At 72.1% G+C, this 12,290-nt stretch carries 9 protein-coding genes; 6 read left to right on the forward strand and 3 right to left on the reverse strand.

The annotated features are described in order from the left end of the window. Window positions 1-51: 51 nt before the first annotated feature. Genes ABT115_RS29130 through ABT115_RS29140 form a run of 3 tightly spaced genes read left to right on the forward strand, consistent with a single transcriptional unit; the run spans window position 52 to window position 2,992 of the window. Window positions 52-1,062, forward strand: coding sequence for a FecCD family ABC transporter permease (locus tag ABT115_RS29130; protein ID WP_351795937.1), 1,011 nt, complete (start codon window positions 52-54; stop codon window positions 1,060-1,062). Continuing rightward, on the forward strand, window positions 1,059-2,138 hold the full coding sequence (locus tag ABT115_RS29135; RefSeq protein WP_351795940.1) for a FecCD family ABC transporter permease: 1,080 nt from the start codon (window positions 1,059-1,061) through the stop codon (window positions 2,136-2,138). Before ABT115_RS29130 ends, ABT115_RS29135 begins: the two co-directional genes overlap by 4 nt. After that, window positions 2,135-2,992, forward strand: coding sequence for an ABC transporter ATP-binding protein (locus ABT115_RS29140; RefSeq protein ID WP_351795944.1), 858 nt, complete (start codon window positions 2,135-2,137; stop codon window positions 2,990-2,992). Before ABT115_RS29135 ends, ABT115_RS29140 begins: the two co-directional genes overlap by 4 nt. A gap of 143 nt (window positions 2,993-3,135) precedes the next feature. On the opposite strand, the gene ABT115_RS29145 is transcribed toward ABT115_RS29140, so the two are convergent. Continuing rightward, window positions 3,136-3,420 carry a hypothetical protein gene (locus tag ABT115_RS29145; protein ID WP_351795947.1) on the reverse strand — a complete coding sequence of 95 codons (285 nt, stop codon included), beginning with the start codon at window positions 3,418-3,420 and terminating at the stop codon, window positions 3,136-3,138. A gap of 90 nt (window positions 3,421-3,510) precedes the next feature. After that, window positions 3,511-4,590: an ICP22 family protein gene (locus tag ABT115_RS29150; protein ID WP_351795950.1), complete on the reverse strand. Its 1,080-nt coding sequence runs from the start codon at window positions 4,588-4,590 to the stop codon at window positions 3,511-3,513. A 97-nt stretch (window positions 4,591-4,687) separates the two neighbouring features. Here ABT115_RS29150 and ABT115_RS29155 point away from each other — a divergent pair, with 97 nt between their 5' ends. The 3 genes from ABT115_RS29155 (at window position 4,688) to ABT115_RS29165 (ending at window position 11,349) form a co-directional block, all read left to right on the forward strand. After that, entirely contained in the window at window positions 4,688-7,147 is a 2,460-nt protein-coding gene (locus ABT115_RS29155; RefSeq protein WP_351795953.1) for a helicase-associated domain-containing protein, read from the forward strand. A gap of 154 nt (window positions 7,148-7,301) precedes the next feature. Next, window positions 7,302-8,945 (forward strand): DNA repair helicase XPB, encoded by a 1,644-nt coding sequence (locus tag ABT115_RS29160; RefSeq protein WP_351795956.1) that lies wholly within the window; start codon window positions 7,302-7,304, stop codon window positions 8,943-8,945. 331 nt (window positions 8,946-9,276) lie between these two features. Then, window positions 9,277-11,349 carry a HelD family protein gene (locus tag ABT115_RS29165; protein ID WP_351795959.1) on the forward strand — a complete coding sequence of 691 codons (2,073 nt, stop codon included), beginning with the start codon at window positions 9,277-9,279 and terminating at the stop codon, window positions 11,347-11,349. 117 nt (window positions 11,350-11,466) lie between these two features. Here ABT115_RS29165 and ABT115_RS29170 read toward each other — a convergent pair whose 3' ends face one another. Beyond that, window positions 11,467-12,156 carry a copper homeostasis protein CutC gene (locus ABT115_RS29170; RefSeq protein ID WP_351795962.1) on the reverse strand — a complete coding sequence of 230 codons (690 nt, stop codon included), beginning with the start codon at window positions 12,154-12,156 and terminating at the stop codon, window positions 11,467-11,469. Between the last annotated feature and the right edge of the window lie 134 nt (window positions 12,157-12,290).

Below are 12,290 nucleotides of genomic sequence, written 5' to 3' on the forward strand. Positions count from 1 at the left end.
GGTGCTTAGACTTAGCCAAGCCTAACTTTGCTTCCCTTTCGATTGGGTCCGATGTCAGCCGCCGCTCCACGCCTCACCAGACGCGCACTCGCGACGGCGGCGGCCGTCGCGGCGCTGCTGGTGGCGGTTCTCCTCAGTCTCGCCGTGGGGGCCCGTTCCATACCCCCGTCCGAGGTGATCGACGCCCTGCTGCACGGCGGGGACTCCGAAGCCGCCGAAGTCGTCCAGAGCCTGCGGGTACCACGCACACTGATCGGGCTGATGGTCGGCGCGGCACTGGCCCTCGCGGGCACGGTTCTCCAGGGAATCACCCGTAACCCCATCGCCGACCCCGGCATCCTCGGTATCAGCCAGGGCGCTTCGGTGGGCGTGGTGCTGGCCATCGCGTACGGCGGAATCCACACACTCACGGGGTACGTGTGGTTCGGATTCGCGGGGGCCGCGATCGCCTCCGTCGCCGTGTACGCCATCGCCTCCAGCGGGCGCGGGGGCGCCACCCCCGTGAAACTCGCCCTGGGCGGCGCCGCGATCAACGCGCTGCTGGTGTCGGTGACGACGGCGGTGCTGACGACCAAGGCGTCCACGCTGGACGAGTTCCGCTTCTGGCAGGCCGGCTCGATCGCCGGGCGCGAGGCCGAAGTGGCCCAGCAGATCTGGCCGTTCATGCTGGTCGGGACCGTACTCGTACTGTCCGTCGCCCGCGGGCTCGATGCGCTGGCGCTCGGCGAGGACGTGGCGAAGGGCCTCGGGCAGAAAGTCGCGACGGTACGGATCGTCGGCGGCATCGGGGCCACGCTGCTGACCGGTGCCGGCGTCGCGGCGGCCGGGCCGATCGCGTTCATCGGGCTCGCCGTCCCGCACATCGCGCGCGCGATCGTCGGCAGCGACCACCGCTGGGTGCTGCCGATGGCGGCACTGCTCGGGCCCGTCATGCTGCTCGTCTCCGATGTCATCGGGCGCGTCCTCTTCCCGCCGAGCGAGGTCCCGGCGGGCGTGATGACGGCACTGATCGGCGTTCCCTTCCTGGTCGCGTTGGTACGCCGGAAGGCGGTGCCCGCATGAGCGACACCACTGTCCGGATACGGCCCGCCGGTTACCACGTCGTACGGATCGGGGCGCGGGGCCGGTTCCTGCTGCACCGGCGGGCGGCCGTCGTCGCCGCCGTCCTCGTCGTCCTGCTGGCCGCCGTCTGTGTCGCGTACCTCTGCATCGGCGAGACCTTCGTCGCGCCCGGCGAGGTCGTGAAGGTGATCCTGGGACAGCCGTCCCCCGACGAGCTGGTCGTCGGCACGCTGCGGCTGCCGCGGATGGTCGTGGGGCTGCTGGTCGGCGCGGCGTTCGGGATCGCCGGTGCGCTGATCCAGACCGTCGCCCGCAATCCGCTGGCGAGCCCCGACATCATCGGCATCACTCAGGGGGCGAGCGCGCTCACGGTCGGCGCGATGACCTTCGGCGTCACCTCGTACACCGTGCTGCCGTATCTGTCCGTCATCGGCGGGCTGGCCGCGGCTGTCCTCGTGTACGTCTTCGCCTGGCGCGGTGGGCTGCACGCCACCCGCTTCGTCCTCATCGGCATCGGTTTCGCCATCGCGCTGCGGTCGGTCACCACGCTGTTCATGACGAAGGGCGACTATCTGGTCGCCCAGCAGGCGCAGATCTGGATGTCCGGCTCGCTCAACGGCCGCGGCTGGTCCGAGGCCGCGCCGATCGGCTGGGCACTGCTGATCCTGCTGCCGGCCGTGCTGTGGGCCGCCCGCGCCCAGCGCACCGTCTCGATGGACGACGACACCGCGACGGCCCTCGGGGTGCGTCTCGGACGCGTGCGGCTGGGGCTCGTCACACTCGGCGTGATCCTGGCGTCCGTGGCGACCGGGACCGCCGGGCCGGTCGACTTCGTGGCGTTGCTCGCCCCGCAGATCGCCCGACGGATGACCCGTACCGCGCAGATTCCGCTGTTCTGCTCGGCGCTGCTCGGTGCGGTGATCGTGGTGTTCGCGGATCTGCTGGCGCGCACGCTCTTCTCACCTACCGAGCTGCCGGTGGGCGTTCTGACGGCGGCGGTCGGCGCCCCGTATCTGATCTGGCTGATCATCCGCGGTCACGGCGGCGGCCGTGGCCGTAGTGGAGGCACCGCATGAGCTCGACCCGTACGTCCGACACCACGGCGAGGGCGGCGACCAGCCGTCTTACCGCGCGGCAGCTGACTCTCGCGTACGAGGACCGCACCGTCGTGCAGGAGCTGGACCTCGCCGTTCCCGACGGCAAGGTCACCGTCATCGTCGGCCCGAACGCCTGCGGCAAGTCGACCACTTTGCGCGCGCTCGGCCGGCTCCTCAAGCCGCGCGGCGGGGCGGTGCTCCTCGACGGCACCGAGCTGTCGAAGATCCCCACCCGGCAGATCGCGCAGTCGATCGGGCTGCTGCCGCAGACCCCGGTGGCCCCCGAGGCGATCGCCGTCTCCGACCTCGTCGCCCGTGGCCGGCAGCCGCATCAGCACTGGTGGCAGCAGTGGTCCCAGGAGGACGAGCGGGCGGTGACGGACGCGATGGAGCGCACCGACATCACCAAGCTCGGCGACCGGTCCGTGGACGAACTGTCCGGCGGGCAGCGCCAGCGTGTCTGGATCGCGATGGCGCTCGCGCAGGAGACCGATCTGCTGCTGCTCGACGAGCCGACCACGTACCTCGACATCGCGCACCAGGTGGAGGTCCTGGACCTGGTGCGCCGGCTCACCGCCCCGGCGGCGGACGGCACCCGCGGCCGGACCGTCGTCACCGTGCTCCACGACCTCAACCAGGCCGCCCGGTACGCGGACCACCTGGTCGCCATGAAGGCGGGCCGGATCGTCGCCGAGGGCCACCCGAAGGACATCGTCACCGCCGACCTCGTACGCGAGGTCTTCGGCCTGGACGCGGTGATCGTCCCGGACCCGGTGACGGGTTCGCCGCTTGTGGTGCCGGGGGCTCCCTGGCAGGCCGCGCCGACGCCGTGAACCCGCGTATCGGTTCCCGGCCCGTCCCGGGTGGCGCCCGCCAGGACGATGCCCCGCGGCGTGACCTCGAACCGTGCTGCGGCGGCCCGGCGCCGGTGCTCCCCTGAGAACGGGACGTCGCGCCGCTCACACCGTGAGGTGGATCAGCTTGCGGCGGGCCACTGGCCCTCCTCGGCGAACACCTCGTCGAAGACCTGGCGCGCCCGCTGCCGCGCCTGCTCGGAGACCGGGCCCTTACGGCTCTCGTAGTCCGCCAGGTACTCGTCCAGCACCCGCCCCCGGAGCTCCCGCTCGACGGCCGCGGCGATGAACGCGGAGAACTCCCGCTTGCCGACCCGGGCACGGATCGCTTCGGCGGTCCCTTCGGGCAGAGAGAGGCTGACTCTCGTAGCCGGCCCCTCACCGATGCTGTACGTCGTCTCGGACATGAGCCCATCGTGTCAAACGAGTAGGAAACGAAGAGTTTTACGCATGGCGCACGGGGAGAGTCGGCCTCACGCCCCGGTGCCCCGCCTCGCCTACCGCTCCCGCTTCCGCGCCCGCCACACCAGAAACGCCGCCGAAGCCACCGCGGCCGTGCGTACCACCACCGGCCACAACCCGCTCAGCGCCTCCCCCATACCGTCCTGCGGGATCGGCTCGCCCCAGCGGCCCTCCGTCCGGCCCCAGAGCCAGACGAGTGCGCCCGCCACGACCACGCCCGGCACCCCCAGCGCCGCCCACTTTGCCTCCGCGCGGGACAGCTTGCGTGAGCCGTACGCCAGCAGCCAGCCGCCCGCCAGGGCCGGCCAGGAGCCCATCACCGCGCCGGTGACCAGCAGCGCGGCGGCGAGCAGCAGCAACGGGTGGGAGAACCCGAGGCCCGTCGCCCCGCCCTCGCGCGGGGCGCGGCGGCCCGGTCGCGGGAGCCACCGGCGTCGCGGTGCCTCGTCGGTGCCGTCGCCCTCGGGACTGCCGTCGCCCTCGTCCAGCAAGTCGCCCGTGCGCGGGCGCGGGCTCGGAACGGCGTCCCGGGCCGGCGGCGGCCTCATCATGTCCGGGATCTCGACGCCGCCGGTGAACCCCGGCACAGCGACCCCGTCACCGAACGGCCCCGGCTCGATCCGCCACCAGTCGGGCTCGCTTCCGGACGGCCCCAGTTCGTCCGTACCGGCCATGTGCGGCGGCGAAGGCACCCGACCGGCCGCCGCTTCCGGAGCCGCGGAGTCCGTCGTGCCCTCCGATTCCCCGTCCGGCGCCTGTTCCCGCGCCTGCGACGCGCCCTTGCCGGAACTGTCTTTTCGGAGCATCCCCTTGCGCGGACGGGGAAAGCCGCGCCCCTCCCCCGCGGCAGGTTCCGACCCCTGGGGCAGCCCCACCGTCCCGTCCGCCGACGCGGCCGCGGCGGCGACCAGTTCGTCCGGTGTGCCGAGTCTGCCGATGATGCGGCGGACCGCCGCCGGGGTGTCCGCGGGCTGCGTTCCGCGCTGCCGGTCGATCTCGCCGCGGAGGGTCGAGACGAGCCTCATCCGGGTGCCCGAGGACAGCTGTTGCTGCTGTGCCAGGTCCCCGATCCGGCTCAGATAGTCGTAGACGAGCTGGTCGCTCTCGATCCCCACGCGCTGATTCCCCTCTACCGGCCTGCACCGACGGTAGCGTCCTCAGAGGCTGTCGGATGGCCCCTCAGGCCTGTCCGAAGCGACTAACGTGGCATGGATGGGGATGACCACACCACCGCGGACGCTCGCCGAAGCTCTCCGCGCCCGGGACGACGAGTCATTGGCGGCGCTGCTGCATGCCCGCCCCGATCTCCTCACCCCCGTACCGAGCGACATCACTCAGCTCGCGACGAGAGCCGGCACGCGTGCCTCCGTCGTACGCGCACTGGAACACCTCGACCGGTTCGCTCTGCAAACCGCCGAGGCGCTGGCCGTGGCGCCCGACCCCGCCCCGTACGAGACGCTGCTCGGCCTCCTCACCGGCGACGGCCGGGACGACGGCGAGCACCGCGACGACGCGGGCGCGACGATCGCGGACGCGCTGCCCGCCGCCCTGGGCACCCTGCGCGAACAGGCCCTCGTCTGGGGCGAGGACGACCGGCTGCGGCTGGTGCGCATCGCACGCGAACTCCTCGCGCCGTCCCCGCAGCACCCCTCCCCCACCGGTCTGGGCCCGACCGTCGCGGAGGCGACCGCCGGAATGTCGCCGGGCCGCCTCCAGGACATCCTGGCGGCCGCCGGACTGCCCGCCACCCATGACCCGGTCTCCGCCGTGACCTCCCTGTCCGCGCTCTTCACCGACCGGGCCAGGATGGGCGAGCTGCTGGACACCGCCCCCGCCGAAGCCCTGTCCGTACTGGACCGGCTGGTGTGGGGGCCGCCGTACGGGGAAGTGACGCCGAACCCCACCCCGCCCGTGAAATGGCTGCGCGACCGTGGGCTGCTGCTGCCCGTGTCGACCCGCACCGTGGTGCTGCCCCGCGAGGCCGCCCTGCATCTGCGGGCCGGGCGCGCCCACCGCGTACCGGAGCCGTGGCCGCCCGCCGTGGAGGCGGTCGCGAACCGTGATCCCCAGGCTGTGGACAGTGCCGCGGCCGGTCAGGCGTTCCTGGCCGTGACCACCGTCGAGGAACTGCTGAAGAGCTGGAACGACGGCGGTCCCGCGATACTGCGCGCCGGTGGGCTCAGTGTCCGCGAGCTGAAGAAGACAGCCGCCACCCTCGACGTCTCCGAGCCCGTCGCCGCCTTCTGGGTCGAACTCGCCTACGCGGCCGGGCTGCTGGCTTCCGACGGAGAGGCCGACGAACGGTACGCGCCGACACCCGCGTACGACGACTGGGCCGAACTCCCCGCCCAGGACCGCTGGGTGCGCCTCGCCACCGCCTGGCTCGCCGCCACCCGTACCGCAGGCCTGGCCGGCGGCCAGGACGCCAAGGGCCGGGCCCTGTCCGCCCTCGGCCCCGACCTCGACCGCTCCGCCGCCCCCGAGGTACGCCACCGGGTCCTGGCCCTCCTTGCCGCCCTGGAACCGGGCACCGCCCCCGACCCGGAGACACTCCTCGCCCGGCTCCGCTGGGAACGCCCGCTGCGCGGCGCCTCCGCCTCCACCGGGGGCACCGCCGACCTGCGCTCCCGGATCGCCCTGTGGACGCTGAGCGAGTCCGAGCTCCTCGGCATCACCGGCCGTGGCGCGCTCGCCGCGCACACCCGCGCCCTGCTCGACTCCGGACCCGCCGAGGCCGCCACGCTGCTCGCGCCCCTCATCCCCGAGCCGCTCGACCACATCCTGCTCCAGGCCGACCTGACGGCCGTCGCCCCCGGCCCGCTGGAGCGCCCCCTGGCGGACATGCTCTCCGCCCTCGCGGACATCGAGTCGAAGGGCGGCGCGACGGTCTACCGGTTCACCCCCGGGTCCGTACGCCGCGCCCTGGACACCGGACAGTCCGCAGCCGATCTGCACGCCTTCCTCACCGCCCACAGCCGTACGCCGGTGCCGCAGCCGCTCAGCTACCTCATCGACGACGTGGCCCGCCGCCACGGCCATCTGCGGATCGGCGCCGCCTCCTCGTACGTACGCTGCGACGACGAGGCCGTGCTCAACGAGATCCTCGTCGACAAGCGCTCGGCCGCCCTGCGCCTGCGCCGCCTCGCACCTACGGCCCTGGCCGCCCAGGTCGACCCGGCCTCCCTGCTCGAAGGGCTGCGCGAGATGGGGTACGCGCCGGCAGCCGAGTCCGCCGAGGGCGATGTTCTGATCACCCGCTCGGGTGCCCGCCGCACCCCGCCCCGCACACCCCCCGCCCCCGTGCCCGAGGGCCCACCGGTCCCGGACGCCACCCTGCTCGGCGCGGCGGTACGGGCGATCCGCGCCGGGGACACGGCCGCCACGGTGGTCCGCAAGGACCCGGCCGACGCACCCGCGGCCCCGGCCGGCTCCCTGACTCGTACGACCTCCGCCGAGACCCTCGCCACCGTCCAGGCTGCCGTGATGACCGGCTCGGCGCTCTGGATCGGCTACGTCAACGCGGACGGAGCTGCCAGCCAGCGCGTCATCGCCCCGGTCCGGGTCGAGGGCGGGTTCGTCACGGCGTACGACCACACGGCGGACGAGGTTCGCACGTATCCGCTGCACCGGATCACCAGCGTCGCCGAACTGGCCGACGACGCCGCACGCTGAGGCCTGACGGTCACCCGAAGCCTGTAGGGTCCGGCCCCGCGTTCGAGCCCGCACGCCTCATCCAACCAGTCAGCCCGACCGGTCTCGCCGGTATGCGGCACACTGGACGTTTGGCCGTTCCCGGCCGTTCCCGCAGCAGAAAGGGCCGTCGCGCGTGACCGGACCACTCATCGTCCAAAGCGACAAAACGCTGCTCCTGGAGGTCGACCACGATCAGGCCGACGCCTGCCGTCGGGCGATTGCGCCCTTCGCCGAGCTGGAGCGCGCCCCCGAGCACATCCACACCTACCGGCTGACCCCGCTCGGGCTGTGGAACGCGCGCGCCGCCGGGCACGACGCCGAGCAGGTCGTCGACGCGCTCGTGCAGTACTCGCGCTACCCCGTTCCGCACGCGCTGCTCGTCGACATCGCCGAGACGATGGCCAGGTACGGCCGCCTCACCCTCTCCAAGCATCCGGTCCACGGTCTGGTGCTGACCTCCACGGACCGGCCCGTGCTGGAGGAGGTCCTCCGGTCGAAGAAGATCCAGCCGCTGGTCGGGGCACGGATCGATCCGGCCACCGTGGCCGTGCACCCCTCGGAGCGCGGGCAGATCAAGCAGACGCTGCTGAAGCTGGGCTGGCCGGCGGAGGACCTCGCCGGGTACGTGGACGGCGAGGCGCACCCCATCGATCTCGCCGAGGACGGCTGGGCGCTGCGGCCGTACCAGAAGCAGGCCGTCGCGGGCTTCTGGCACGGCGGTTCGGGTGTCGTCGTGCTGCCCTGCGGTGCGGGGAAGACGCTGGTCGGGGCTGGTGCGATGGCACAGGCCAAGGCGACCACGCTGATCCTGGTGACGAACACCGTCTCGGCCCGGCAGTGGAAGCACGAGCTGGTCAAGCGGACCTCGCTGACCGAGGACGAGATCGGCGAGTACAGCGGTACACGCAAGGAGATCCGGCCGGTCACCATCGCCACCTACCAGGTACTGACGACCCGCCGCAAGGGTGTCTACCCGCACCTGGAGCTGTTCGACTCCCGCGACTGGGGTCTGGTTATCTACGACGAGGTGCATCTGCTGCCCGCGCCCGTCTTCAAGTTCACCGCCGACCTGCAGGCCCGGCGACGCCTCGGCCTCACGGCGACGCTGGTGCGTGAGGACGGCCGCGAGTCGGACGTGTTCTCGCTGATCGGGCCCAAGCGGTTCGACGCCCCGTGGAAGGAGATCGAGGCGCAGGGCTACATCGCGCCCGCCGACTGTGTCGAGGTGCGCGTCAATCTGACGGACTCGGAGCGGCTTGCGTACGCGACCGCGGAGACCGAGGAGAAGTACCGGTTCTGTGCGACGACCGCGACGAAGCAGAAGGTGGCGGAGGCACTGGTGCGCAGGCACCAAGGCGAGCAGACCCTTGTCATCGGGCAGTACATCGACCAGCTCGACGAGCTGGGTGAGCATCTGAACGCCCCGGTGATCAAGGGCGAGACGAGCAACGCCCAGCGCGAGAAGCTCTTCGACGCGTTCCGGGAGGGCGAGCTCAACGTCCTGGTGGTGTCGAAGGTCGCGAACTTCTCGATCGATCTGCCGGAGGCGACCGTCGCCATTCAGGTGTCGGGGACGTTCGGCTCGCGGCAGGAGGAGGCACAGCGGCTCGGCCGGGTACTGCGGCCGAAGGCCGACGGGCACGAGGCGCGGTTCTACTCGGTGGTCGCCCGCGACACGATCGACCAGGACTTCGCGGCGCATCGCCAGCGGTTCCTGGCCGAGCAGGGGTACGCGTACCGGATCGTGGACGCGGACGAGTTGCTGACCGACAGCTAACGGCCTCACCCGCGTAGTGGAAGAAGAAGCGGTGCGTGCAGGTCTCCGGTCGCACGGCGTCCCCTGCGGGAGGGGACCCGGCATCAAAACCGTTCGACCGTGACGAGGACGGTCGATACAATCGCCGGTCTGCCCGCCTCCCGCACCGTGGTACCGGCCATCGCCGGCAGCCGGGGGAGCGCCGCCGACCGGACGGAAACCGGCCGACAGCTGTGCGTACGCCTGTGTGCGTACCCCGTGATGGATCCCCGAGCGGACCGCATCGCTTCCCGAGCCGTGGCGGGGGCGCAGTGCGGTCCGCCGTCCTGCGTCGAAAAGCCGGAGGCAACACGTGCCCGCGCACGAACACGAAAGCGACACCACCACCGATCCCCTGGCTCGTGAACGCGCCCATCTCGCCGCGTCCCGTTCCGCGTTGCGCGCCATGCGCGAGGACGCCCAGGCCCTCGACATCCGCGATGTCACCGCGAACTGGGTCAACGCGGCCGTCCTGCAGGCCAAGATCGACGAGCGCATCAAGTCCCTTGCCGATCTCGCCCACACCCCGCTCTTCTTCGGCCGCCTGGACTACCTGCACGCGGTGGGTGCCGATCAGGCCGAAGGGGCAGAGGGGGAACAGTTCTACATCGGGCGCCGCCACGTCCATGACGCCGACGGCGACCCGATGGTCATCGACTGGCGCGCGCCCGTCTCGCAGCCGTTCTACCGGGCCTCGAGGAAGGACCCTCAGGACGTCGGCCTGCGCCGCCGCTTCGGCTACACCGGCGGTGAACTGACCGCGTACGAGGACGAGCACCTCACCGACCCCACCGAGGCCGCGCAGACCAGCAAGCTCCTCCAGGCAGAGATCGAGCGGCCGCGTGTCGGCCCGATGCGTGACATCGTCGCGACGATCCAGCCGGAGCAGGACGAGATCGTCCGTAGCGGTCTCGGCGGGACGGTCTGCGTGCAGGGAGGGCCCGGCACCGGCAAGACGGCCGTCGGCCTGCACCGTGTCGCGTACCTCCTCTACGCCCACCGGGAGCGCCTGGCCCGTACCGGCACGCTGGTCATCGGGCCGAACCGCTCCTTCCTGCACTACATCGAGCAGGTGCTCCCGGCCCTCGGTGAGCTGGAGGTGAAGCAGGCGACCGTCGACGATCTGGTGACGGCGGACGTCGAGGTGCGCGGCACGGACTCGGCGGCCGCCGCCGTCGTCAAGGGCGACGCCAGGATGGCGGAGGTGCTGCGGCGGGCGATCCGTTCACATGTGACGCTGCCGACCGAGCCGGTGATGGTGGTGCGCGGTTCGCGCCGCTGGCGGGTGCCGGCGTACGAGCTGGAGGAGATCGTCACCGAACTGCTGGCCCGCGACATGCGATACGGGGCCGCCCATGAGGCGCTTCCGCAGCGCATCGCGCACTGTGTCCTGGTCCGTATGGAGGAGGCCGGCGAGGCGCCCGACGACCGGGTGCAGAACACGGTGGCCCGTAACCCCGCTGTGAAGGCGGCCGTGAAGGCGATCTGGCCGGCCGTCGAACCGGCCAAGCTCGTTCTGCGGCTGCTCATCGACGCGGAGTTCCTGGCCGCGCACGCAAAGGGGCTGCTCACCGAGGACGAGCAGAAGGCGATCCTGTGGACCAGGCCGGTCCGCAGCGTGAAGTCCGCGAAGTGGTCGGCGGCGGACGCGGTTCTGATCGACGAGGCGAACGACCTGGTGGCGCGTACGCACTCGCTCGGTCATGTCGTGCTCGACGAGGCGCAGGACCTGTCCCCCATGCAGTACCGGGCGGTGGGCCGCCGCTGCACGACGGGTTCGGCGACGATCCTCGGTGACCTCGCGCAGGGCACGACGCCGTGGTCGACGGAGAGCTGGGCGCAGGCGCTGCACCACCTGGGCAAGTCGGACGCGGTGGTGGAGGAGCTGACGGCGGGCTTCCGTGTGCCGCGCGAGGTGATCGCGTACGCGTCACGCCTGCTGCCGGTGATCTCACCAGGGCTCGCGGCGGTGGAGTCGGTGCGTGAGTCGCCGGGTTCGCTGGAAGTACGGGGGGTGGGTGATCCGGCGGAGCTGGACGCGGCGGTGCTGGCGGCGTGCGAGGAGTCGTTGACTCAGGAGGGGTCGATCGGGCTGATCGCGGCCGATGCGCGGATTCCGGCGCTGGCGGACGCGCTTGCCGCGGCGGGCCACGCGTACCTGTCCCCCGGTGAGGAGACGACCGCCGAGTCCCGGCTGACCCTGGTCCCGGCGTCGCTGGCCAAGGGCCTGGAGTACGACTACGTGGTACTGGACGAGCCGGCCGCGGTGGTGGACGGCGAGCCGGACGAGCGCACAGGGCTGCGCCGGCTGTACGTGGCGCTGACGCGTGCGGTGTCGGGGTTGACGGTGGTGCATGCGGCGGAACTGCCGACTCGACTGCGGTAGCGCGGCGCGTTCCAGCCCCTCCGGCGTTTGAGGAGCGGGGTCCGGGGCGGAGCCCCGGTTACGGGAAGGGGCGGGTCGGGGAACAAGCCCGCCGCGGCACGACCCACCCCGCCCCCGCTACGCGTCAAGCACCGCCCGCCACTCCCGTACCACCGCCGCGTCCACCGGCCCCGCCCATCCGGCCGGGCGTGCCGCACCGCCGATGTGTACGGCGTCGATGCCCGCGGACAGCAGCTCCGGCAGGTGGTCCAGGCGGAGCCCGCCGCCCACCAGGATCCGCGGCTCGTACCCGGGCTCACCCTTGCGCGCCGCCTCGGCCAGGAGCGTCGGGATGCCGTCGTCGACGCCCTTCGGCGAACCCGCCGTGAGGTACGTGTCCAGGCCGGGCATGTCCGCCAGCTGCTTGCGCAGGGTGTCCCGGTCGGCGGCCCGGTCGATCGCGCGGTGAAAGGTCCAGCGGCAGCCGTCCAGCTCGGCGACGAGGCGTTCGACTGCGACCAGGTCCGGGCGGCCCTGGGCGTCGAGGAAGCCCAGGACGAATTCCTCGGCACCCTCCGCCCGCAGCTCGCGCGCCGCGGCCACGAGCACGTCGATGTCGCCGGCCGCGAAGCCGCCCGTCAGCCTGAGCATCACCCGCAGCGGAATGTCCACCGCGGCCCGGATCTCCGCGAAGGTCGCACAGGACGGGGTCAGGCCGTCCGCCGCCATGTCGGTGACCAGCTCAAGCCGGTCTGCACCACCCGCCTGGGCGGCGACCGCGTCCTCCGCGTCGAGAGCGATCACCTCCAGGACTGCACGGTTGCTCATGGGATCCCAATCCTCCAGGAAGCAGCAATGGACCAATAGGTCTAGGGCGTGTTTCGAAAGTCCCGCCTGCCCCGCGACGCCTGGCACGCACGCTCGCCGCGTTGTCGGGATCGTCCTCGTACGCCCAGTACGAG

The sequence above is a fragment of the Streptomyces sp. NPDC001832 genome, assembly GCF_040297265.1.
Lineage (GTDB): Bacteria > Actinomycetota > Actinomycetes > Streptomycetales > Streptomycetaceae > Streptomyces.

Bases quoted from the DNA above. Each gene is read 5' to 3' on its own strand.
- ABT115_RS29130 (WP_351795937.1), top strand. From the start codon at position 52: ATGTCAGCCGCCGCTCCACGCCTCACCAGACGCGCACTCGCGACGGCG.
- ABT115_RS29145 (WP_351795947.1), bottom strand. From the start codon at position 3,420: ATGTCCGAGACGACGTACAGCATCGGTGAGGGGCCGGCTACGAGAGTC.
- ABT115_RS29140 (WP_351795944.1), top strand. From the start codon at position 2,135: ATGAGCTCGACCCGTACGTCCGACACCACGGCGAGGGCGGCGACCAGC.
- ABT115_RS29170 (WP_351795962.1), bottom strand. From the start codon at position 12,156: ATGAGCAACCGTGCAGTCCTGGAGGTGATCGCTCTCGACGCGGAGGAC.
- ABT115_RS29135 (WP_351795940.1), top strand. From the start codon at position 1,059: ATGAGCGACACCACTGTCCGGATACGGCCCGCCGGTTACCACGTCGTA.
- ABT115_RS29155 (WP_351795953.1), top strand. From the start codon at position 4,688: ATGGGGATGACCACACCACCGCGGACGCTCGCCGAAGCTCTCCGCGCC.